This is a genomic window from Paraburkholderia sp. BL27I4N3 (assembly GCF_003386115.1).
Lineage (GTDB): Bacteria > Pseudomonadota > Gammaproteobacteria > Burkholderiales > Burkholderiaceae > Paraburkholderia.
Map to the genome: position 1 here is coordinate 5,567,435 of NZ_QREJ01000001.1, position 22,642 is coordinate 5,590,076.

Sequence of the window (22,642 nt, forward strand, 5' to 3'; positions counted from 1 at the left end):
CGGTGTGCCACGTTGGACGGTTAATTTGCTGCGGGAACAGAAACCGCACAAGCAGTAAAAACCGTCCCGCTTATCGGCGCGCTGGCCGTGAGCGGCTTCGTCATGTTCGCCAAGGAAGCCTTGTTTCGCTATATGCGCGCGGAAGGCGCCCGCACCGGCTCGGCGATTCTGCTGGCCAGCGCGTGGCACGCGCGCGTCGACGCGGTGTCGGCGCTGGTGGCGACGTTGGGACTCGCAGGCAGTCTGGCCGGCATGCCGATGCTCGACCACATCGCCGGCGCGGCGATCGGCCTGATGATCATGCGCATGGGCTTCGTAAGCGGCCGCAGCGCGTTGAAGCAACTTTTCGCTGGCTCGCCCGGCAACGCGACTGCCGCCGCCGGTCAACCGGCTGAATAAAATCTGGAAGCGGTTCGCGTCAGCCGTAAGCGCGTTCGCGCATCCACTTCGTCATGATCCATTTGTCGCCGCCGAGCACCGGCGCGCCGCCATGCAAGGTGAGTGGATCGAGTTGGCGCCGGCCGTTCATATAACGGAAATACACCGCCCCGCCCTGTCTTGCCGCGACCGATATGCCCGCTTCCGGGAAGATGGTTTCGCCGCCGTCCGCCACGTCATTCAGGTAGATCACCAGCGTGGCGACGCGCTGGCCGCCTTGCGCGGTATGCACCGCGCTGCCGGGTTGATCCGGCGGAAAGTAGTCGAAGTGCGGGCGGTATTCGCCGGTCGTGCCGTAGTGCAGAATCTGCAGCCCTTCGCCGTTTTCGACCGGCCAGTTCATCAGGCTCGCAATACGCCGGTCCATCCGTTCGATGAACGTGTCTTCGCCGCGCTGAAACCAGATGCCTTCGCTGGTGCGATTGCGGATCACGTCTTCCTTGCCGGTATCGGGATTGACCGTGGTGGAGCGCTTCAACCGATGGCGCGAGCGCTCGATCATCTCGGCGCATTCGTCCGGCGACAACACGTCGCCGAACACGATCACCTGGGGACGCTCGCAGCGCATCAGCACACGCACGTCGCGATCGTGCGCGCGGATCAGATTGCCGCGCGCGACGGGCGGATCATCGTATTGGTACGTTCGTGGCGCGGCTTTGGCGAGCGCCGCCTCGGTCGCGGCCGCCGCGGCAAAGGCCGGGTTCGCCGCTTTAGCCGGGTCCTGGCCGAAGGTCCTGTGCACGGCCGCGCGCGCGGCGTCGGTGGCAAAACCGGCCTGCACCATGGCGTCGACCATCGAATCGGGACTGCAGCCGCGCGCCACGTTGCTGCTCAGCCACTCTTCCCATGCGGCATCCACTACTGGCATAGCATTCCTCATTCGTCCGCTTGAAAAAATTCAGCATCACGTGGCTGAATGATAGCAAGCAGGCGGTCTTAGGCCTGACTGCGCGGCACGCTGCTCAAGTGCGCTGCTGACGGCGCCTGTAGAGTTCGAGGCCCTTTCGCGCCTGCGCCCGGATAGCGCGCTGCACGAGCGGCGACCAGCCGAGCAGCGTCCCCTTGAGGCCGAGCGCCTGGCGCGTCCAGCTCCACAAATCGAAACTGTCGCGATGCTCGACGATGCGTCCGTCGCGAAACACGAAACGGGCGTCGATGCGGTTGACCACCGCGCGCCCCGTCTGGCTGAAGAGATAGCTCGCAATCCAGTGGGCGCGGCCGCTGCGCTCGTCCGCTTCGACGCCTTCGAACGTCAGCGAAAAGTCTTGTGCGCGCGCCACCAGCATGCGCCACATATCGCGAGCTTCTTCGCCGCGCAGCTCGCCGAACGCGGGGTCGCTGAAGACGACGTCGTCCGCGTAACAGGCCACCATGGTTTCGGCGTCGCGTTGCTGGAACGCCGTGTAGAAACACTGGATCAGTTCGGTGTTGGTGTTCGCGTTGGGATGGCTCATTGTTTTGATGGGGTGCGTTGGCCGTTTTTGAAGTCGATCCGGAAAAGCGCCCGGCGATCATTCGACGGCGGGCACGCCGCACAAGCGCACGGCCAGCGTGGCGAGCTTTGTCGAATTGATGGCCCGTCTGCATCCGGAGAATCTCGCCCAACTGGGCAATCCGCCTACTCCGGTGTTTTGCCTGCGGCACGGCTGAGCGAGCTCTGTTCACGAACTCGGCGCCTCAGGAGCGGATGAGCCTGGTCAACTCGGCGATCTGTTTCGCGCAACTGCGCTGCGCCTCGACTTCGACGTCGCGGTACAGGCGAATGATGGTTTCGCCCACCGGCGTGAGCGTACAGCCGCCGCCGCTCTGACCGCCCTGCTCCGAATGCGTGGCCGGCGACTTGAGCGAGCGGTTCAGTTCGTCGATCAGCAGCCACGCGCGCCGGTACGACATATCGAGGCTGCGCGCCGCCGCCGAGATCGAGCCGAATTCGCGCACGGCTTCGAGCAACTCGACTTTGCCCGGCCCGAGCGCGACCGCGTCCGCGCTACGGATGCGCATTCTGAAGCGCACTTCGGGGCGCGTTTTCGCGGCTTTTTTTGCCGCTGGCGCGGGGGTGTTTTTTGGGGTGTCAGCCATGCGCGAAAGCATACACGAACCGCCTTGCGCCGCCACCCTGGCCGATCGGCCGTCACGGTCATCCTCGGAGGTCTGGGAAGCAATGCCGGTAGTCTTCGCAGCCCGGACAACCCGGCGCCGGCCCAGGCTGCAAACCCAATGACAGCGCGCGTCGTTCGGCGAGGAATCTCTTCCACCGCAAGTTGGCGGTATTCAACGCAACGAGCGCAGGGAAATAGCGCGTCAACATCCACGTGACTTCGTCGCGGCCGGCGAAACCGAGATCGCGCCACAGATGATCCGGGCGCAAACAGGCATGAGCGATGATCGCCGCGAGACACTGCGCGTCGTCCGCCTGGACCGTGGCGCTGGCCCGCATGAGCAATAGGGCGTGGAGCGTGCGGACGCCTCCCACTCAATTAACGCGGGGCAGCGTCGTCACACAAGACAACGCGAGGACGTCGTAATATAGCGCTCTTAATAACGCATCGGGGTTATCGCATGATTCGCAAGCTGCTCGCTTCTCTCGTCGCTCCTGTCGCGGTCGTTTCCGGCATCGTGACGACCATGCCCGCGTTCGCGCAGGACAATACGGTCAACGTGCTGTACGCCGGTTCGCTCGTCAACCTGATGGAGCGCAGCATCGGCCCGGCATTCGAGAAAGCCACCGGCCAGCATTTCCGCGGCTACGCGGCGGGCTCGAACAAGATCGCCAACGAGATCAAGGGCAAACTGCGCCGCGGCGACGTATTCATCAGCGCGAGCCCCAAGGTGAATGACGGTCTGACGGGCGCGGCAAACGGCGATCACGTCACGTGGTATGTGAACTTCGCCGAATCGCCGTTGATGATCGGCTACAACCCGCAAAGCAGATTCGCGCCGCAGTTCAGGAGCAAGCGCTGGGACCAGGTGCTGCAGGAGCCGGGCATCCGCATCGGGCGGACCGATCCGAAGCTCGACCCGAAGGGCGCGTTCACCGTCGAGATGGTGACCAGGGCGGCTGGGCTCTACCATCAACCGGACCTCGTCGAGAAAACGCTTGGCGCCGCGGAAAACCCCGAACAGGTGTTGCCTGAGGAAACGCTGGTGGGCCGTCTGCAATCAGGCCAGCTCGATGCCGGCTTTTTCTATTCCACCGAAACGTCAGACCTGAAGATTCCGGCAATCCGCCCCGCACCCGAATTACAGGCCAAGGCCAGCTACACGCTGACCATTCTCAGCGACGCCCCGAATCGTGAAGGCGCGAGCAGCTTCGTCGACTTCCTGTTGAGCACGCAGGGCCGCGCGCTGCTCAAGCAACATGGCGTGGACGTCATCAAACCGACCGTGAGCGGCAACGTGCAAGCCATGCCGCCGTCGGTGCAAGCCGTAATCGACGCCGCGCAGTAAGCGCGATGAAACGTACCGCTGCGCGTCCGCTGCTGTGGCTGGCGGCGCTGCTGGCCATCTATCTGTGCGCGCCGTTCGTGGCGAGCGTGCCGCAACTCGGCGCGGCGGACTGGGCCAATGTCGACTGGCGCGCGACGTGGTCGGCGGTCGGCGTCTCCGCCGCGAGCGCGAGCGTCGCCTCGCTCGCGATTCTGCTGGGCGGCGTGCCGCTCGGCTATTTCCTCGCGCGCTCGAACTCGCGCAAGGTGGCGCTGCTCGGTTTTGTCGTGCAACTGCCGCTGGCGCTGCCGCCGCTCACCAGCGGTGTGCTGCTGCTGTTTCTGCTCGGCCCATATAGCTGGGTCGGCCGCTTCACAAGCGGCGTGCTGACGGATTCGTTCGCGGGGATCGTGCTCGCGGAAGTCTTCGTCGCCGCGCCCTTCCTGATCATCGCCGCCAAGTCCGCGTTTACCGCCGTCGATCCGATACTCGACGACGTCGCCGCGACGCTCGGCCATCACGCCGGCAGCCGCTTTTTCCGCGTCATGCTGCCGGTCGCATGGCCGGCGATTCGCGCGGGACTCGCGCTCGCGTGGCTGCGCGCATTCGGCGAATTCGGCGCGACCGTGATGGTGGCCTATCACCCGTACTCATTGCCTGTCTATACGTACGTCGTATTCGGCGGACAAGGCTTGCCGGCGATGATGCCCCTGCTGCTGCCGACGCTCGCCATCGCGATCGTCTGCGCGGCGCTGTCGATTTACAGCCTTCGGCAAAAGACCACGCTCGAGAAAACCGAAAACGGCGACGACACGCTCCAACCCGGCGTGGGCCTGACGGCTTCGAGTAGCAGCGAAACAGCGGACTTGCGCCTTGCTTTCCATTTGCGACGACAACTGGGCGCGTTCAATCTCGATCTCGCATGGACGCCGGCGACGCGGCGCCTCGCGATCATCGGGCCGTCGGGTTCGGGCAAGTCGTTGGCGCTGCGTCTGATCGCGGGACTCGAATCCAACGCGACGAGCAGCGTGACGCTCGGCGCGACGCCGTTGAATACGCTGCCGCCGGAACGCCGGCAGATCGGCTACATGCCGCAAGACTACGGCCTGTTTCCGCACATGACGGTCGCGCAGCAACTGGCCTTTCCCGTCGATGCCAATCCGGCGAGCGCGCGTTACTGGCTCGATCATCTGGGTCTCGCGCAACTAGTTGCGCGACTGCCGCATCAACTGTCGTTCGGCCAGCGGCAGCGCGTCGCGCTCGCGCGCGCGCTGACACGGCACAGCGAACTGCTGCTGTTCGACGAACCGTTCGCCGCGCTGGACACGCCGCGGCGGCGGCGCTTGCAGCAGTCCTTGCGCGCGCTGCAGCGCGAGATCGCCGCAGTGACGATTATCGTCACGCACGATCCCGATGAAGCCGCGTTGCTCGCTGATGAAGTGCTGGTGGTCGAACAGGGCCGTGCGCTGCAAGCGGGCTTCATCGACGCCGTGTTTGAACGGCCAGCGTCGATGCGCGTGGCCGGTCTGCTCGGCTTGCATAACGTCGGCGAAGGTGTGATGAGCGCGTCGGGCCAGGTCGAGATCGCGCCGGGCTTCGTTATCGGAACCGGCGACAGTGGGCTCGCCCTGCCTGCCGGCGAGCGTGTCATGTGGCGCGTATCGTCACATGCGATTGTTGTAGGGCAAGACGGCACGCATGCGGGCGTGGTCGATGCGGTCGAACTACGGCGCGGCGAGCGCTATGTCCGTGTGAATATCGCCGGCGTCCGCTTCGACATTGCCAATGAAGACGACCGCTTGCGCGAAGGCGCACCGTGCCGGATCGAGATCCGCGCTTCCGGCGTTGCGGTCTGGCCAGCGAGCGACGCAGCGCACTAGCCTTCGTGCGCGTGAGCGCGGCTCCTGATTTCGGCAAGCGACATATCGATCAGCAGCTTGCCGGAATCGAACACCGTCACCAGCACGTCTTCCCAATCGCTCGCGACCGTGCGCTCATCCCAGGCAACAGGTAGCGTCGTCGTTCGATACTCGCCCGTGTGACGATTCCTCAGCAGCGTCAGCCGCCCTTTCATCGAGCGCTTTCCGGCATCGGTGACAGGGTCCTTGAGCACGTCATGCCACTCGTCGCCTAACCGGATCGCCGAACACTTCATCGCGAAGCGCTGCGTGTCGCGATTGATCTGCTGCAACAACGCGCCGCCCATGCCGAACACGATGTTGTCCGCCGCGAAGCCGGCTTCGTCCATGGCGGCGAGAATCGTTTCTATCGAATCGGGATTCACGCCGTCGCCCTGGATTACCCGCACGGTGTTGAGCACGCGCCGCCCTTTGCCGTTCACCACCGATCCGAACGACGCCTCCAATGTCCGCAGCGTTTGCAGCACGATGGTTTGCGGATCGCCCGAGTCGGGCCGGATCACCAATGTGCCGCCCGAGTCGAGCACGGCCTGCTTCAACTCGTTGCCCCAGGCGTCGAGCGCGGCGAACAGATCATAGGAGTCGGACACCACCGACACGATCCCGCCCGGCTTGCCGAACCGCGCGATCATGTTGCGAAACGCGTCGGTTTCGCGCTCGCGGCCCCACGAGGTGATCGTGCTGTGTTCCGCCGCCGGCACGGAAAACGCCGCCATCGTCTCGTTGTAGTAGTGGTTCGCCGCGACCACACCGAGCACGGTATCCGAGCCCATGAAGCTGACGAGATGCGCCGCGCCGCCGATCGCCGCCGACTCCGCGCTCGACACGCCACGTGCGCCGAAGTCGTGCAGCTTGAACGGCAATTGCGCGAGGTCGTCGCTGCTCTTCAGCAGATAGCCGCGGATCGTCGCGCGCAGATGCCAGCTCTGCGTCGCAACCGTAATCGGATACCACACGCGCAGCAGCATGGTCTCCAGATACGACGCCAGCCAGAACACCTGGGGGTCGTCGCATTCCACCGTGACGAGCACGTTGTGCGTCGGCACGACCGAGCCTTCCGGCACCGCGCGGATACGTACCGGCAGATAACCGCCGTGATGTTCGACGATGTAGCGCCAGCCCGCTTCGTTGAACGGCTCGCCGTGCGCCGTGAAGAATGCTTTCGCCTGCTCGATCATGGCCGGCGTGATCGGGCGGCACAGGTATTCCTTGATCAGCATCTGCAGGCCGAAGAACAGCGTGCGGTCGTAGCGCCCGCCGCGCGATTCGATGTATGAAAACATCGCCGACGCTTCGGGCGGATATTGCAGATAGTGCGACGCCTTGTACGAATCCGTGTTGAGAATCGGATTGGACAGAATCGACGCGATATCGTTGAGGCCGTTGGGCTCGTTTTGCATGGACGATGCTGCGCTCATAGGCGCTCTGAAAAGTAAGCAGACGGGCCGCGCATCCGGCCGGCCACAACGACACGATACACCGTCAAAACACAGCGGGAATCACATCGAACCGCGCATTGCTTCGATCGGCGCGATAGGTTCGGGGCAACGAAGCACTTCCACCGAGGCCGCGAGCATGAGCGGTCCATGTCATTGCAGACTCGTTCGATATGCGAATTATTATTTGAGCCGGCTGCGCCACGGGCTGCCGGCCTCCGGTGTCGCAGCGTAGCAGCGGCACGCGTCCGCTGTCCAGATCAGCCGATGGACGTGCGGATTTGCTTCCAACCGTTCTGTCCCGCTCGACAGGATGGGCTCAATGCCCCGGCTTGAGTTGCGGCGGCACGTTCGGCCGCGACGCGAACAACCGGCCGAGCACGCCTTTGCGACGCTCGGCGCTCGCCGGCCACAACATGTCCGCCAACAGGCTGATGCCTTGCGCAAGCGTGCTGTCTCTCGCCGACGTCACCAGCGGCACACCGCGGCTAAGCGCGTCGTTGGCCTGCTTGTCGTCGCGTGGAAGCTGATGCGCCACCTTCGCGCCGAGCGTCTGTTCGAGCGTCGACAGGTTGATCTGGGCGTTCTTGTCGTAGTGATTCACCACCACCCGCACCTTGCTGGCCGGATAGCCCAGTTCCCTGAAAATATCGAGCATGCGGCGCCCGCCGTGCAGGTAAAGCAGGTTCTGACGCACCACCATGCAAATCGCGTCGCTACGATCGAGCGCGTGAATCGTCATCGGATTCAGGCTCTGCCCGACGTCGATCAGCACCGCGTCATAGCGCTCGCGCGCCAGCGTGAGAATGCATTCCAACTGCGCGGGCAGCAGTTCGGCCGCCTTGAGCGGGTCGCCTGCGCCCGCCAGCACATCGAGATTCGCGTGGACATGCATCACGCAGGATTCGAGTAGTGCGGCGTCGAGGCGCTCCGCCTGGGAGCAGAGATCGGCAAGTGTGGTGGGCGGCGGCTTGTCGGCCATGAGCAGACTGGCGTCGCCGAATTGCTGGCTCAGGTCGATCAGCAGCACGCGCCGGTTGCTCAGCGCGGCCAGCGAATACGCGAGATTCACGGCGATCAGCGTGGTGCCGCTGCCGCCCTTGCTCGAAGCAAGCGAAACGACGCGGCCGGCGCGACGGCTAGTGGCGTTTTTACGCGCGTCGGCCTGGATGAGAATGATGGTGATCTCGTCGGCGTCGGCCGGCCACGACAACACGTGTCGCACGCCGACGCGCATCGCCACGCCCAGCAAGGCGGTGGACGGCGCCGCCGTCATCAGCACGCAATGCAGGGCGGGCGTGCAGGCCAGCGCTTCCTCGACGCCGTCCAGGTCGCGCGCGCTCAGATCGGTGTCGTCGACGATCAGCATATCGGCGCTCCGAATCGCACGATCGTGCGCCCGCACTTGCCGGGCCGTGCCTTGAGCGGTGCGCAGCCGGTAAGCCACGCCGCTTGCTTCGAGGCGAGCGACGATTTGCGGCGCACGCTCCATGCAGGATGAAATCAGGAAGATGTCGATCATGTCGGCTCTCCGCCGGTCTGGCGCGTTCGGTTGGCGAAGCCGCCTCGACAGCGGTCGAGGTTCGCTTTAATCGTCGGCATCGGACGGATGAATGTCCGCACCGCGCTCGTAGTTTCGTTCCTGCGACACCGGCATCTCATACACCGAGTCGCGTAGCGCCTCGCGCTGGATCTCCGCTTGCGCCCGGCGCTTGATCGCCTCGGCGATCACCAGCGTAGTCAGATCGACCGGCGCAGCGGCGAACAAAGCACGCGGCGCGGCGATATGCCGTTGATAGAAAACGCCCACTGAGTGAGTCGTGCTTTGACGAACCGGCCGTACTGTGCCGGCCGGTTTGGTGATCTGTCTGGTCATGACAACCCCCGAAAAAATGTGCTTCTTCTACCGCTCTGTCCAGGTGAGCCGTGTCCGCAACTTCGCGGACACGGCGCCCGGTCCACCTCGTAACCCGCGTCTCTCTCCGGAGACTCCGGCCATTCCTCCCCGCTTCGTCGCGCCCGGTTGGTCCTCGACCGCGCGCTGCCCCGTCGCTGCTCTTTCGCTGTTTTTCTTGTTGTTGTGCGTACCGTTCGCTCGCCGAATCCACGAGCGCGGTACATGTTGTTTTTTTTCCGCCCTTCACATCCGCCATAACCGACGGAAAAAGTGGCGAGGTCAACCTTTACATCGTCCGGTCGCAATGACCGGTACGTTGTACCGACCATTGCGCCATTCTTTTTATGACATCTGTTTTTTATTGGCCCCGCCGCACCCTCGTAGAACGCAATGGCTTTCCCCAGCCGCGCCTACGAAGTCTTTTTGCCGCCGGTCTCTTCTTATTCTGGCTTCCCTGAACCTGGGACCGGGCGGCAACAGCCTTCGCTGTGAAGTGCTTATTGCAACGGCTATGCCATGCACCCTCAAACCCTTATGCCACCGTGATCGTCGATGCGGCGCACCGGACTTGGGCGTACTTCGCAGCTCGCGTTGATTCGAATTCGACACATGTTCCCGCGCCCGGCGACACGCCGCAGCGCGATATTCGCGGCCACCTGAACGCTGGGCAGCCCGCGCGTTCCGCGCGTGGCCGGGCGTTGCGTCGCATCCCGGTTAAATATGCCGACGCTTCGGAACCCTATCCGGTAGCAGCGCACGTATGCCCAATGTGTCGCACGCGTGAGACAAGGCAAATCTCGAACTACAGTTCCGTTTGACATTTGCCGTAAAACGAATTGAGGCGCTATGTGCGACGCCGCGCATAGCAGGACTTGACCGTCCAATTTTGTAGCGCATGAACAATGAGGCAACGTGAAAACGTTTCTGAATCCAGACTTGTTTATATGGCGCTTCACAGCGGTTTCGCTTATCGTTAAGCCCATGCGCCAACAAGAGCGCCTGTATCAGGTCAACGAGGTTAAAAACGGTTTGAGTGATTCGGGGAAAAGATCGCGTGACGGTTTCAACGGTGAACACTGTTGCCGCCATTCGTCAGATATGCAGCAGCTCGCGGTTTGCGCCGCCTGCTCCATGCTCCCCGAGATTGCCGCTATCGTGAATCGTGACCGCCGGGCTGGGAGGAGCAGAACCCAAAGCGGTGGATCATTCCATGTCCGGACTCGCGCAAGCGGACCGGCTAGCTCCGTTGGCCGGAAGCCGGCATTACGCCGGTCTGTCGCATACGTCGCAGAACAGTCCTGAGAGCTGCATCAACCGGGGGTAACATGAATACGACTTGCACGCCTGTCGACACGGAACGCACCGTTCTATATGTGTCGAACTCGCCCGATCAGAAACTCGCCGATTTTCTGGCGGCTTCTGGCTGGCAAGCGGTGCATGCCAAAAGCACGGCCGTGGCCGAGCGTATGCTCGAGCGCGGCAACATCAAGGTCGGCCTGGTCGAACTGCCGGGCGACTGCACATCCCAACATCTGTCCGCGCTGGCGTCCTGCATGCGGCGCGTAGAAACCAACTGGGTCGCCCAGATCGCGCCGGGCCAGGCGGAAAACGAACTGGTCAGCCGCTTCATCCTCGATTACTGCTTCGACTTCGTGACCCGGCCGTGGCTCAACGAGCGGCTCGTATTCGCGCTCGGCCATGCGCATGGCCTGTCGAGCCTGCGGCATGTGGAAGTCGCACCGGAGCCTTCGGCCGGCCGGCACGGCATGGTGGGGCAATGCGAGGCGATGCAGCAGTTGTACCGGCGCATCGACAAATGTGGCGTGACCGACGCGCCGGTGTTCGTCGCCGGCGAATCCGGCACGGGTAAGGAACTGACCGCCAAGGCGATTCACGAACGCTCGCCGCGCGCCGGCCGCCCGTTCGTCGCGATCAATTGCGCGGCGATTCCTCCGAGCCTGCTGCAAGCCGAACTGTTCGGCCATGAACGCGGCGCGTTTACCGGCGCGCTTCAGCGCAAGATCGGCCGGATCGAGAGCGCGCACGAAGGCACGCTTTTTCTCGATGAAATCGGCGATATGCCGCACGAATGCCAGGCGGTTCTGCTGCGTTTCCTGCAGGAAGGCACGATCGAACGGCTGGGCGGCAACGGCCCGATCAATGTCAATGCGCGAGTGATTTCGGCGACCCACGTCGATCTGGACAAGGCGGTCGAAGACGGCCGCTTCCGCTCCGACCTGTATCACCGCCTGTGCGTGCTGCGTCTGGTCGAGCCGCCGTTGCGCGAGCGCGGCGGCGATATCAAGTTGCTCGCCAACTATGCACTGAGCATGTACAAACAGGACGGCGCACGCAAACTGCGCGGCCTGTCGAGCGACGCGATCGTCGCCATGTCGAACTATCCGTGGCCTGGCAACGTGCGCGAGTTGATCAACTGCGTGCGCCGCGCCGTGGTGATGAGCGAGGGCCGTTTTATCACGGCCAGCGATCTGGGCCTGCCGGAAGCCGACAATGGGCCGGCTGTCACGCTGGCGGAAATCCGCAGCAAGGCCGAGAAAGATGCGATCGAACACGCTTTGCAGCGGCATGGCTACAAGTTGTCCGAAGCGGCGGCCGAACTCGGCATTTCGCGGGCCACGCTGTATCGGCTGATGCATGCCAACCGGCTGCATCAGGAGCCGGCGGCCGGGCGCGCTTCCAATACGGCCGGCGGCGCGGATGCCGACGGCGACGCGGAGCGACGGGCGCCTTCTTTGGTGTGAGCGGGTACGTTCGGCGGCGTTTTTTGCTGCGCCTGATTCGATTGACGCCGGCTTGAACCTCGCCGGCGGGAAGTTCGCGGGCTGCGCACGCCGTCACTGCACGCGCGCCATGGCGCGCAACGACGCGACTCGATGCATCAGCATGCGTCGCCCACATCGCTCGCGCCTTTCGCCATCGCGCCGGCATTGCTATGCTGAAGGCCGTTCATCCATCCTCCGGGAGCGGACTTGGCCGACCCGCACGCACCGGCGCTCAAGCGCCGTTCCTCGTCCGTCCTGCCCGCTCAGGCCAGCCCGTGCGATGCGCTCGTCATCCGCGCGCAGCCTGCCAGTCTCGTCCACCCGTGCCGGCGTAAAAAACTCGCGCTGGCCGCGACTATCCTCGGCTCGAGCATGGCCTTCATCGACGGCTCTGTGGTCAATGTCGCCTTGCCGTCCATTCAGAGCGAACTGGGCGCGAGCGTGGCGGCAATCCAGTGGGTCGTCGACGCCTATCTGCTGTTTCTCGGCGCGCTGGTGCTGGTGGGCGGCTCGCTCGGCGACAAGCTTGGCCGGCGCACGGTGTTCATCGCGGGAATCGGGCTGTTCACACTCGCCTCGATCGGCTGCGGCCTCGCGCCGGGCGCCGCGGCCCTGATCGCGGCGCGCGCCGTGCAAGGCGTGGGCGCGGCGCTGCTGGTGCCGAGCAGCCTGTCGATCATCGGCGCGGTGTTCGACGACAAGGAGCGCGGCCAGGCGATCGGCACCTGGGCCGGCGTCGGCGCGATCACCTCGGCGCTCGGGCCGGTGGCGGGCGGCTGGCTCGTCGATGCGTTCTCGTGGCGTGCCATCTTCTTCCTGAACGTGCCGATTGCCTGCGCGACGGTCGCGCTGGCGGTCATGGCCGTGCCGGACAGCCGGCAGGACGATGACGGAAATCCGTCCGCGCGCGCCGGCGGGGCCACTGGACACGCGGCGGCCGGACTCGACTGGCCGGGCGCGGCCACGGCCACCGCCGGACTCGCCGCCCTGACCTACGGCCTGACGCTCGCCTCGGCGCGCGGCTTCGGCGACCGCTGGGTGCTGGCTTCGATCCTCGGCGGCCTGCTGGTGCTGAGCGCCTTCGTCGCGCTCGAAGCGAGAACCCGCAATCCGATGATGCCGCTCGACGTGTTCCGCTCACGTGACTTCGTCGGCGCAAATCTCGTCACGCTGCTGGTCTACTTTGGCCTGGGCGGTGCGCTATTCTTCCTGCCGTTCACGCTCATCCGCGCTTATGGTTACAGCGCGACTCAGGCGGGCGCGGCGTTGCTGCCGGTGCCGCTGACCATCGGCCTGCTGTCGCGCTTCACCGGCGGCCTGACGAGCCGCTACGGCGCGCGGGCCTTGCTGACCGTGGGGCCGGTCGCCGCCGCGGCCGGCTTCGCGATGCTTGCGCTGCCGTGGGTCGGCGGCGAGTACTGGCGCGGCTTTCTGCCCGCGCTGGCCGTGCTCGGACTCGGTATGACCGTCACCGTCGCGCCGCTGACCACGACGGTGATGGCCTCGGTGTCCGCCGCGCGCACGGGCGTCGCTTCGGGGATCAATAACGCCGTGGCGCGGGTGGCGAGCCTGCTGGCGATCGCGGTGCTGGGAATCGTGTTCGTGTGGTCGCACGACGCGGCACTCGCGGCGCGGCTCGATGCGCTGCATGTGCCGCAGGCGGCGCGCGAGGCGGCGAGCCTGGCGCAGGTCGGCATGGATGCGGGCGCTGCATTGCCTGCCGCTGGGGCGGGTGCGTCGAAGGGCAAAGTGGGCGAGGCAGATGGGGCGGCGGCGCACACCGAAGCCGACGCGGCGCAAACAAACGTGGATCCGGCACGGGCCCAACCCGAGGTGGCACGGGCACAAGCCGACGCCCTCGGCGCGGCATTGCACGCGGTCGCGCTGGTGTCGGCGTTGTGCGCGCTGGCCGGTGCAGCGCTGGCGTTTTTGACAATCCGTTAGCAACGGCCGCCGAGATGCGCCGCGCCTGATTCACGCCTCGCGCACGGACGCCCATCCATAGTTCAGACCGCGCTGAAACATCGCTGTCCGGCGCGCGCCATACTGCAGTCACAGCCCTTCACACCACGACCTTCGACTAAACAGGGAGCTTGCACATGGCGATTACCTGCTTCATCCGCTATCAGATCGATCCGTTCCAGCGCGATGCCTTCGACGAATACGCCCGCAACTGGGGCCACATTATTCCGCGTTGCGGCGGCCATCTGATCGGCTATTTTCTGCCGCACGAGGGGACCAACGACATCGCCTGGGGATTGATCGCGTTCGACAGTCTCGCGGCTTATGAAGCGTATCGGGCGAGACTGCGCGCCGATGCCGAGGCACGCGACAATTTCAAGCTGGCGCAAGCGAAGCGTTTCATTCTGCGCGAGGAGCGCACCTTCACCGAAGTCGTGGAAGGCACCTTGGGTGTGCCGCCGGTGCGCAGGGGGGCGGCGACGGAGTGATGGCGAGGCGGTGGACGTAGCGACGGCCGCGGCATTTATGCGAGCGGAGCGGATGCGGTTGCGGTTGCAAAGGCGCTTGCAGCCCGGCAGGCACTCGCGAAGGCGGCAGAATGGGGAATTCGGGCCCGCCGCAGCCGACATGGGACAATGCGGTTCTTTCCGACAGGCAGGTTTTTTGCTTCCGCAAGATGCCGCCGCGCGGGGCTTGCCGGCTTTCAGGCACCTCGCGCCAAGGCCGCCCAAGGAACTTGTACGACCACACCCATGTCGGTTCATGGTCACGCCGCCGAACCGGCCAGTATCCGTCGGCACAGCCTTCCGCCTCTGTCCCCCGCTTTACACCCTATGCGCAAACTATTCCCAATCTGGCTTTTCTTCCTCCTCGCGTTCATCGCCGCGCCGGTTTTCGCCGCCGCACCGCCGGCCACGGCCGCGTCGTCCGCCTCGGGCGTCGGGGTCACGCTGACGCCCGAGCAGGCCCGCCAGGCGCTCGCCGTTCTCAATGATCCCAAGCGCCGCGCGCAAGTCGCCGACACGCTGCAGGCCATCGCCGCCGCCGGCGCGCTGAGCGCGCCGCCCGCTTCCGCGCCCGCGGCCGGCTCGGCGCCCGCCGCGGCAAGCGGCGCCGCCGCGCTCGTGCCGGCGGCGTTCAAGTCGAACGGCCTTGCCTCGCAGCTGGCCCGCCAGGGCGCGCACTGGGCCGTGCACCTCGGCGCCTCGTTGCGCAGCTCGGTCGCCGCGCTACTCGACGTCGCATCGGTGCGCGCCTGGTGGAACTGGCAATCGACCAACCCGCAAGCGCGAGCCGTGCTGGGCCACGTCGCCTGGTCGCTGCTGGCCGCGCTGCTTCCCGCGCTCGCGCTCGAATGGCTCGCGCGCCGCCTGCTGCGCCGCGCCTACCGCGCGCTGGCCGCGCGCCGCGAACTGGAAGACGACAACGACGCGCGAACCGACCTGCCCGTCGACGTCGCGCCCCAACCCGCCGATGCGCCGAACGCCGCGCCGCCCTTGCCCGTGTCGCCGGCTTCGCCGGTAAGCGCGGCGCAGGCGCAAGCCGAGGCCGCGCCGGCAGGTACCTCGGCCGCCACGAAGGCTAAAGGCAAGGTCAACGAAGCCAAAGGCAAGCAGAACGCCAAACATCACTGGACGCTCTTGCGCCGCCTGCCGCGCGCGCTCCTGACGATGGTGCTGCGGCTGTTGCCGCTGGTGGTGTTCGTCGGCGCGGCGAGCGCGCTGATGTCGATCTTCACCGACGACGGCACGCCCCAAGACCGCGCGCTCGATTCGCTGATCGACATCTACGTGCTGTGCCGGATGATCGTGATCGTCTGCGGTTTCTTCCTGCAGCCGGCCGCGCCGCGTTTGCGCCTGCTGCGCATGAGCGATGCGTGGGCCGCTTTCATGCAGCGCTGGGTGGTGCGGATCGTCAGCGTGGTGGGTGTGGGCTCCGCGGTCGCGGAGATCGCGCAGTCGCTCGGCCTGAACGACGCGGCGCATCTTGCGTTGATGAAAGTGGTCGCGCTAGCCGGCCACGTCATGATCTCGATCCTCGTGCTGCAATGCGCGAGCCCGGTCGGCGAACTGATCCGCAAGCGCCTCGCCGCGCGCAAGTCGCTTGAAATGTTCGGCAACGTATTCGCCGAAGTCTGGGCGTGGGCCACGGTGTTTGTCGTGATGGCGCTGTGGTTCATCTGGGCGCTCGACGTGCAGAACGGCTATCACACGCTGCTGCACCTCGGCGGCATTTCGCTGGCGGTGCTGGTAGGCGCGCGGGTCGTGTCGATCGTCATGTTCGGGGCGCTGGCCCGGCTCTTCAATGTGCAGGACGACGCGAGCAAGTCGGTCGTGCATCAGCATGCGTACCGCTATTACCCGCTGCTGCGCCGTGTGGTGGCGTGGGTCATCGGCATCGTGACCGCGCTCGCGCTGTTGCAGGTATGGGGCGTGCATGTGGTCGACCTGTTCCGCACGGGCACGATCGGGCACCGGCTTGCTTCGGCGATCATCACGATCGGCGTGGCCGCCGTGATCGCGCTGCTGGTGTGGGAAGGCGTCAACGTCTCCGTCGAACAGCGGCTCGACCGCTGGACCACCAGCGGCGACCTCGTGCGCGCTGCGCGCTTGCGCACCCTGCTGCCGATGCTGCGCAGCGCGCTCTTCTGCGCGATCGCGCTGGTGGTGGTGCTGACCGGTTTGAGCGAACTCGGCGTGAACATCGGGCCGCTGCTGGCGGGCGCGAGTATCTTCGGCGTGGCGCTCGGATTCGGCTCGCAGAAACTGGTGCAGGACTTCATCACCGGCATTTTCCTGTTGATGGAAAACGCGATGCAGGTCGGCGACTGGGTCACGCTCGCGGGCGTGTCCGGCACCGTCGAATATCTGTCGATCCGCACCGTGCGGCTGCGCGGCGGCGACGGTTCGCTCTACACCGTGCCGTTCAGTTCGGTGTCGACGGTGAACAACACGAATCGCGGTATCGGCAATGCGGCGGTGAAGGTCAACATCGTATTCGGTCAGGATGTCGATCTCGCCATCGACACCTTGAAGGAAATCGGCGCCGCCTTGCGCGAGGACGACAAGTTCAGGGACGGCATTCTGTCGGACTTCAGCTTCTGGGGTGTCGATGCGCTCGACGGCTCCGCCATCACACTGGCCGGCCAGATTCAGTGCCGCGACAGCGCGCGCTGGGGCGTGCAGCGCGAATTCAACCGGCGCATCCTCTTCCAGTTCCAGGAGCGCGGCATCGAGATCGCGAACCCGCAGCGCAATCTGTTGACGTGGGATCCGGACAGCGCGCCGGCCAGGATCGAAGCGGATGACGTCTCCGAAGACGCACCCGGCTCATCAAATGCAACGCAGGACGAACCGCCCGCCGCCGCGCCATCCGCCGACGCCGCCGGCAAAGCCGACGCGCCGGTGGAAGACCAGTTGCCCGTCGATCCTAAGCCGGCTGGCGGCCCAGGAACGCCAGCAAATCCTGGTTCAACCTCTCCGCATGAGTGAAGTAAAAGCCGTGGCCGGCGCCTTCGTAGACATGCAGTGACGCGCTGGGTATCAACGCCGCGGTGGGCCGGCCGGTCATTTCGAGTGGCGCCGACGCATCGCGGTCGCCATGCAGCACGAGCGACGGCACCTCGATCCGCGCCAGTTCCGCGCGAAAATCGGTGATGGTCTGCACGCGGGCCAGTTCGAGCATCGCTTGATGCGAGGTTTGCAGCATCATGCGGATCGTCCAGTCCATCGGCGCGCGCGACACGCCGGGCCCGAAATACGGCGCCGCGTTCGCCTCGATCCAGTCGGGAAAGGAGCGGCTCAGCGCGCGGCGGCCCTGCTCGAATAACGCGGCGTCGATGCCGTTCGGGTTGTCGTCGGTCTTCAGTAGATACGGCGTGGCCGCGGGCGCGACGAAAGCGATCCGGGCGACGCGCGCCGAACCGTAGCGCGTCAGGTAGCGCACCGCTTCACCGCTCGCAATCGAATGCGCGACCAGCGTGACGCCGCTCAGATCGAGCGCGCTCAACACGCTTTCCAGATCGGCGGCGAGCGTGTCGAAGTCGTAGCCGCGGCCGGGGTCGCTCGAACGGCCATGGCCGCGCCGATCATATGCGATGCAGCGGCAATCGAGGTGCGACAGCGGTTCCATCTGGTACGCCCACATGTCGGAGTTCAGCGTCCAGCCCGAGAGGAAGACGAGCGGCGTGCCTTGTCCCCAGTCGCGGTAGAACAGGCGCGTATTGTCGGCGGTGCGGATGGTGTTCGGTTCGTCGGCGAGATAGGGGGCGGTCGCGTTCATGGAGTCTCCTTTGTCGACCAGAGTCGGCGCTTTAGCGCTCACTCTGGGCCCGTGCAAGATCGTTGCGGCCTCAAGTGAGAATCGTGATGCCGTGCCGCCACTGTGCCGCGCGGCGGTAGGCAGGTCGATTACCCGAGAGGTAAAGAGACGCGCTAGTGAAGCGCCGGTTGCCGCGTTATTTATTGCACGTCCCACCAGCGCGGCAGCAAGCGCCGCACTTCCGGCCGCCGATAGCGGTCGTCGATCAGATGCACGACACCCTGGTCCTGCTCCGTGCGGATCACGCGCCCGGCCGCCTGCACCACTTTCTGCAAGCCAGGGTACAGATACATGTAGTCGTAGCCGTTGCCGAACCTCGTCTCCATCGTGCGACGCATCTGTTCGTTGATCTCGTTCATCTGCGGCAAACCGAGCGTGGCGATGAACGCGCCGATCAATTGCCGGCCGACCAGGTCGATGCCTTCCGAAAACGCGCCGCCGAGCACCGCGAAGCCCACGCCCTGGTTCATGGTGCGAAAGCGCGCGAGAAACGCGTCGCGCGCCGTTTCGTCCATGCCGGGTTCCTGCGCCCAGACCGGCAAATCCGGATGCCGCTCGCGCATCAGCGCGACCACGCGCTGCAGATACTCGAAGCTGCTCAGAAAGCCCAGATAGTTGCCCGGCTGCGCGGCGTATTGCCTGGCGATCAGATCGACGATCGGCATGAGAGAGCGCTCGCGGTCGCGCCAACGCGTCGATACGTTGCCGGCCACGCGCACCTGCAACTGCTCGGCGCGAAAGGGGCCTTCCACGTCGAGCCATTGAGTCTGTTCGGGTAGGCCCAGCGTGTCGCGATAGAAATGATGCGGGTTGAGCGTGCCCGAGAACATCACCGTGGTGCGCGCCGCCGCGTAGCGAGGTGCAAGAAACGGCGCGGGAATCACGTTGCGCACGCACAGCGTGGCATTCGTTTTGTCGCGCGGCGCGTAACGGTCTGTGGCGAGCGTGATATCGAAGATGGAATGCTCGCCGAACTGTTCAGCCAGCGCGACGAAATGCATCGCGTCGAAGAAAAAGCGCAGCGACGCTTCGTCGATGGAAAGCGGTGCTTCCGCCAGTTGATCGGTGACGGCGCCGATCAGATTCTGCGCGGCCGAGAGCAGTTTGCCGGGGACCTCGGCATAGACCTGATAGGTCTCGGTCTGCGCGCGTTTGACAGCGCTCCACTCGCGTTGCAGCCGCTCGAGCGGCTTGCGCAAGGTGGCCGGCGCCGTCTTGCGCGCGAGCCGGAACGCCGCCTGATCGAGCGACGCGCTGTACATGCGCCGCGCGCGGTCGAGCAGATTGTGCGCCTCGTCCACCAGCACGCCGACGCGCCACTGATTGATCTGCGTGAGCGCGTACAGCATCGCGCTGCTGTCGTAGTAGTAGTTATAGTCGCCGACCACCACGTCGGCCCAGCGCGCCAGTTCCTGCGCCAGATAGTACGGACAGACCTGGTTGGCGAGCGCCGCGTCGCGCACCGCCGCGCGGTCGAGGCGCGCACCGGCCAGCGCCGCGCTGCGGGCCGCGTCGAGCCGGTCGTAGAAGCCGCGCGCGAGCGGACAGGACTCGCCGTTGCAGGCCTTGTCGGGATGCTCGCAGGCTTTGTCGCGCGCGACCAGTTCGAGGGTTCTCAACGGCAGACGCGTGGCGCCTTGATGGAGGGTTTCGATTGCGTCCAATGCCAGCGCGCGGCCCGGTGTCTTGGCGGTTAAAAAGAATATCCGCTCGATCTGGTCCGAAGCGCACGCCTTGAGCAAGGGGAAAATCGTCGCGAGCGTTTTGCCGATGCCGGTCGGCGCCTGCGCCATCAAAGGCTTGCCGTCACGCGCCGCGCGATACACCGACACCGCCAGCTCGCGCTGCCCACTGCGAAACTGCCCGTGCGGAAACTGCAGCGCGCCGAGCGCCGCGTTGCGCGCGGCCCGATGCGCTTCTTCCTGCACCGCCCAATCGAGAAACCGCTCGCATTGTTCGACGAAGAAAATCTCCAGGTCGAGCGCGGTATGCGTTTGCGTCAGCAGCACCTCTTTCTGCGTGCCGATATCGAAGTACACCAACGCCACGGTCAGCTCCGTGAGCTCCCGCGTCCGACACAGCAGATGACCGTAGACGAGCGCCTGCGCCCAGTGCAGCGTGCGGTGATTGGCCGGCATGCGTTCGAGATCGCCGCGATGGGTCTTGACCTCTTCCACGCGGTTCGCGACGGGATCGTAGCCGTCGGCGCGCCCGCGCACGGTCAGATTGCGGTGCGTGCCGGTCAGCGTGATCTCGGTTTCGTAGCCGCTCGCGCGCCGGCCGGCGACGGTCACGTGGCCCGCCATGCCTTCGAGCGAGGTCGGCGCCGGCGTGAAGCGCAGATCCAGATCGCCGCGCCTCGCGGTGAACTCGCACATCGCCCGTACGGCGACCACGTAGGTCATGCGCGGGCCTCGGTGGTGGGGCTGATGACGGGTTGCGTGGCGGCCTCGATAGTGGCTCTTGTGGCGGCCTCAGAGAAAGCTTTGGCGTTAGCGTCGGCGGCAATTTCAGCCGCGCCACCTTCGGCAACGACCTCTTCATCGGCCCAGCGCACATCGAGCACGCGCACCGGCATGCCGTGCTGCGCGCAATACGCGAGCCAGCGAATCTGGTTGTCCTGCAAGCGGTCGCCCGGGCCCTTCACTTCGATCAACTCATAGCGGCGTTCGGCCGGCCAGAAGCGGATCAGGTCCGGCAAACCGGACCGATTGCCGCGCACGTCGCGCAGCAAGCGTTCGAACCACAGCTTCAGATGCGCGGCCGGCAGACAGTCGAGCGCCAATGCAACGAGTTCCGGCGTAAGCAGCCCCCAGAACACGAACGGCGATTGCAGCCCCGCCTTGCCATGCAGATGCCGCACAATCGTCTCGCGATAGGCACCGCTATCGAGTTGGTCGAGACACTCGGCGAACAGCTCCGCGCGACGCGCATGAAAATCCGGCGCGTGCAGATCGGCCGGACCGCGCTGGAACGGATGAAAAAACGCGCCGGGCAACGCCGCAAAAACCGGCTCCCAACACAACAGCCCAAACAGCGAATTGATCAGCGCGTTCTCGACGTAGTGCACCGGCGCGGTCTCGCATGTCAAATGATCGCGGGCGACGTATTCGACCGGCATCGGCGCCTCGGGTCGCGGCAGCACGAGCGTGGTGCGCTCGACCGGGCGAGCGGCAGGCACACGCGCGACCGGTTCGCCGCGCTTGCGCTGCAAACGCGGCAGCATGCGCGCGACGCGTTGCGCCTCTTCTTCGCTCTCCGGCGCGGCGGCGGCTTGCGAGGCCAGTGCGAAAGCATCGTCGAAACGCTCGCTGCGTTCGAGCACGCGCATGCGCCGATGACGCGCGCCGGGCCACGCGCAACGCTCATAAACGGCGAGCGCCGCCGCCCAGTTCTGCCGACGCTCGCACAGGTAGCCGATGCGGAACAACAGTTTCGCGCGCCGCGTTTCAAGCCAGGGGTTGGCCGTTTCAATGGAGGCGACAGTGGCGACGATCTCTTCGATTGCCGCCGCTTCCGCCTCGCCACCGGGTAACCATTCGAGCGCTTCACGACACGCGTGCAACGCGAGATAGACGTCGACATCCGCGCGCTGCTGGAACGCGCGCGACGACGGCGCGAACGCCACTTTCTCGTACTGGAACACGCCGAGATCGGCGAGCACGAACTCCGACCACTCCTGCTGCAAATTGCCGAAGAACATCAACCGCAAGCGTTCGCAAAGCGGCGCGATCGCCACGTGAAAAACGCGGTCTTCAGTTCGACCGTGCCATGCCGAAAGCGCAAGCGCAGTGGCGCCTCCCTCGTCGTTTTCGCTTGCATAAAACGGGCGGAGTGTTTCCAGCAAGTCGGGCTTGCGCAGGCTCCTTGCGCCCGGAATCATCGCGATGGCGTCTGAGAAAATCTCCATCAACTCGGCACGCGTGGTGAGCGCGAACAATTCGTCGAGCGTGAGTCCCGGTTCGGTGTCGACCCAGCCGAGCGCCGCAATTGGCGCCGCTGCCTGCAACGGGCAGCCGATCTCGTCGTAAGACAGGCGGCTCGCGCGGAACAGCGTGCCTTTGCGCATCAGCATGCGAACCAGCAGCGCGCGCGAAGACTGCGGCAACGCAGCGAACTCGCGCAGAAACGCTTGCTCGTGCGCGTCGAACAGATCGTCGTAACGCTGCGCGAGCCACGCCAGGGCGCGCTCGAAGTTCAGCAGATAGTAGAGGGCGTAGGGAGAGACGGGTGTCGCCACGGCACTTTCATGAAACCTGTATGTTTATACAGTGATGATAGCAAACTCCGTGGCCGGCCCGGCCACACGGCCTTGTGGCGACATCATGGCGCGGCTTGAACGTACCGCCATGCGAATCCGTCCGCGCACCGCTTTACCCTCAGTTGCTCCACAACGGCGACGAAGTATCGGAGATGCCGGAGTTCCATGTCAGCAGAGTGACAGGCTTATCGAACGGGATG

At 65.3% G+C, this 22,642-nt stretch carries 16 protein-coding genes and 1 pseudogene; 7 read left to right on the forward strand and 10 right to left on the reverse strand.

The features are described from left to right. Positions 1 to 72: 72 nt before the first annotated feature. Entirely contained in the window at positions 73 to 399 is a 327-nt protein-coding gene (locus B0G71_RS25335) for a cation transporter (protein WP_258875779.1), read from the forward strand. Positions 400 to 418: 19 nt separating this feature from the next. Here B0G71_RS25335 and B0G71_RS25340 read toward each other — a convergent pair whose 3' ends face one another. From B0G71_RS25340 to B0G71_RS25355, 4 genes and pseudogenes are all read right to left on the reverse strand, one after another. Beyond that, the gene (locus B0G71_RS25340) at positions 419 to 1,306 is read right to left on the reverse strand and encodes a 2OG-Fe(II) oxygenase (RefSeq protein WP_116145135.1); all 888 of its coding nucleotides are present in this window, start codon (positions 1,304 to 1,306) and stop codon (positions 419 to 421) included. A 94-nt stretch (positions 1,307 to 1,400) separates the two neighbouring features. Next, a complete protein-coding gene (locus B0G71_RS25345) occupies positions 1,401 to 1,892 on the reverse strand; it encodes a nuclear transport factor 2 family protein (protein ID WP_116145137.1) in 492 nt (163 codons plus the stop codon). Positions 1,893 to 2,115: 223 nt separating this feature from the next. Continuing rightward, positions 2,116 to 2,517 carry a winged helix-turn-helix domain-containing protein gene (locus tag B0G71_RS25350; protein WP_241974981.1) on the reverse strand — a complete coding sequence of 134 codons (402 nt, stop codon included), beginning with the start codon at positions 2,515 to 2,517 and terminating at the stop codon, positions 2,116 to 2,118. A 58-nt stretch (positions 2,518 to 2,575) separates the two neighbouring features. After that, positions 2,576 to 2,902, reverse strand: a pseudogene (locus B0G71_RS25355) (nitrogen fixation protein NifQ); the annotation flags it as partial. Between the two features lie 95 nt (positions 2,903 to 2,997). Between B0G71_RS25355 and B0G71_RS25360 the strand changes: the two are divergent. Continuing rightward, entirely contained in the window at positions 2,998 to 3,885 is an 888-nt protein-coding gene (locus B0G71_RS25360) for an extracellular solute-binding protein (RefSeq protein ID WP_116145141.1), read from the forward strand. 5 nt (positions 3,886 to 3,890) lie between these two features. Continuing rightward, positions 3,891 to 5,744 carry an ATP-binding cassette domain-containing protein gene (locus B0G71_RS25365; RefSeq protein WP_116145143.1) on the forward strand — a complete coding sequence of 618 codons (1,854 nt, stop codon included), beginning with the start codon at positions 3,891 to 3,893 and terminating at the stop codon, positions 5,742 to 5,744. Here the strand turns inward: B0G71_RS25365 and B0G71_RS25370 are convergent. The 3 genes from B0G71_RS25370 to B0G71_RS25380 form a co-directional block, all read right to left on the reverse strand. Next, on the reverse strand, positions 5,741 to 7,183 hold the full coding sequence (locus B0G71_RS25370; protein WP_116145146.1) for a nicotinate phosphoribosyltransferase: 1,443 nt from the start codon (positions 7,181 to 7,183) through the stop codon (positions 5,741 to 5,743). The two genes, B0G71_RS25365 and B0G71_RS25370, sit on opposite strands and share 4 nt — an antisense overlap. Positions 7,184 to 7,538: 355 nt before the next feature. Beyond that, positions 7,539 to 8,741 (reverse strand): AAA family ATPase, encoded by a 1,203-nt coding sequence (locus B0G71_RS25375; protein WP_116145148.1) that lies wholly within the window; start codon positions 8,739 to 8,741, stop codon positions 7,539 to 7,541. A 66-nt stretch (positions 8,742 to 8,807) separates the two neighbouring features. Then, positions 8,808 to 9,095, reverse strand: a complete 288-nt coding sequence (locus tag B0G71_RS25380) for a hypothetical protein (RefSeq protein WP_116145150.1) — start codon at positions 9,093 to 9,095, stop codon at positions 8,808 to 8,810. A gap of 1,346 nt (positions 9,096 to 10,441) precedes the next feature. Here B0G71_RS25380 and B0G71_RS25385 point away from each other — a divergent pair. From B0G71_RS25385 to B0G71_RS25400, 4 genes are all read left to right on the forward strand, one after another. Next, positions 10,442 to 11,878, forward strand: a complete 1,437-nt coding sequence (locus B0G71_RS25385) for a sigma-54 dependent transcriptional regulator (protein ID WP_106278286.1) — start codon at positions 10,442 to 10,444, stop codon at positions 11,876 to 11,878. Positions 11,879 to 12,106: 228 nt separating this feature from the next. Further along, positions 12,107 to 13,843: an MFS transporter gene (locus B0G71_RS25390; RefSeq protein WP_116145151.1), complete on the forward strand. Its 1,737-nt coding sequence runs from the start codon at positions 12,107 to 12,109 to the stop codon at positions 13,841 to 13,843. A gap of 155 nt (positions 13,844 to 13,998) precedes the next feature. Next, positions 13,999 to 14,349: an NIPSNAP family protein gene (locus B0G71_RS25395; RefSeq protein ID WP_116145153.1), complete on the forward strand. Its 351-nt coding sequence runs from the start codon at positions 13,999 to 14,001 to the stop codon at positions 14,347 to 14,349. Positions 14,350 to 14,694: 345 nt separating this feature from the next. Beyond that, positions 14,695 to 17,352: a mechanosensitive ion channel family protein gene (locus tag B0G71_RS25400; protein WP_116145155.1), complete on the forward strand. Its 2,658-nt coding sequence runs from the start codon at positions 14,695 to 14,697 to the stop codon at positions 17,350 to 17,352. Here B0G71_RS25400 and B0G71_RS25405 read toward each other — a convergent pair. From B0G71_RS25405 to B0G71_RS25415, 3 genes are all read right to left on the reverse strand, one after another. Continuing rightward, positions 17,291 to 18,142 (reverse strand): alpha/beta fold hydrolase, encoded by an 852-nt coding sequence (locus B0G71_RS25405; RefSeq protein ID WP_116145157.1) that lies wholly within the window; start codon positions 18,140 to 18,142, stop codon positions 17,291 to 17,293. The genes B0G71_RS25400 and B0G71_RS25405 overlap by 62 nt on opposite strands. 179 nt (positions 18,143 to 18,321) lie before the next feature. Then, the gene (locus B0G71_RS25410) at positions 18,322 to 20,586 is read right to left on the reverse strand and encodes an ATP-dependent DNA helicase (RefSeq protein ID WP_116145159.1); all 2,265 of its coding nucleotides are present in this window, start codon (positions 20,584 to 20,586) and stop codon (positions 18,322 to 18,324) included. After that, entirely contained in the window at positions 20,583 to 22,421 is a 1,839-nt protein-coding gene (locus B0G71_RS25415) for a VRR-NUC domain-containing protein (RefSeq protein WP_116145161.1), read from the reverse strand. The genes B0G71_RS25410 and B0G71_RS25415 overlap by 4 nt, the downstream gene beginning before the upstream one ends. Between the last annotated feature and the right edge of the window lie 221 nt (positions 22,422 to 22,642).

Bases quoted from the DNA above. Each gene is read 5' to 3' on its own strand.
- B0G71_RS25340 (WP_116145135.1), bottom strand. From the start codon at position 1,306: ATGCCAGTAGTGGATGCCGCATGGGAAGAGTGGCTGAGCAGCAACGTG.
- B0G71_RS25345 (WP_116145137.1), bottom strand. From the start codon at position 1,892: ATGAGCCATCCCAACGCGAACACCAACACCGAACTGATCCAGTGTTTC.
- B0G71_RS25350 (WP_241974981.1), bottom strand. From the start codon at position 2,517: ATGGCTGACACCCCAAAAAACACCCCCGCGCCAGCGGCAAAAAAAGCC.
- B0G71_RS25360 (WP_116145141.1), top strand. From the start codon at position 2,998: ATGATTCGCAAGCTGCTCGCTTCTCTCGTCGCTCCTGTCGCGGTCGTT.
- B0G71_RS25365 (WP_116145143.1), top strand. From the start codon at position 3,891: ATGAAACGTACCGCTGCGCGTCCGCTGCTGTGGCTGGCGGCGCTGCTG.
- B0G71_RS25370 (WP_116145146.1), bottom strand. From the start codon at position 7,183: ATGCAAAACGAGCCCAACGGCCTCAACGATATCGCGTCGATTCTGTCC.
- B0G71_RS25375 (WP_116145148.1), bottom strand. From the start codon at position 8,741: ATGATCGACATCTTCCTGATTTCATCCTGCATGGAGCGTGCGCCGCAA.
- B0G71_RS25380 (WP_116145150.1), bottom strand. From the start codon at position 9,095: ATGACCAGACAGATCACCAAACCGGCCGGCACAGTACGGCCGGTTCGT.
- B0G71_RS25385 (WP_106278286.1), top strand. From the start codon at position 10,442: ATGAATACGACTTGCACGCCTGTCGACACGGAACGCACCGTTCTATAT.
- B0G71_RS25395 (WP_116145153.1), top strand. From the start codon at position 13,999: ATGGCGATTACCTGCTTCATCCGCTATCAGATCGATCCGTTCCAGCGC.
- B0G71_RS25400 (WP_116145155.1), top strand. From the start codon at position 14,695: ATGCGCAAACTATTCCCAATCTGGCTTTTCTTCCTCCTCGCGTTCATC.
- B0G71_RS25405 (WP_116145157.1), bottom strand. From the start codon at position 18,142: ATGAACGCGACCGCCCCCTATCTCGCCGACGAACCGAACACCATCCGC.
- B0G71_RS25410 (WP_116145159.1), bottom strand. From the start codon at position 20,586: ATGACCTACGTGGTCGCCGTACGGGCGATGTGCGAGTTCACCGCGAGG.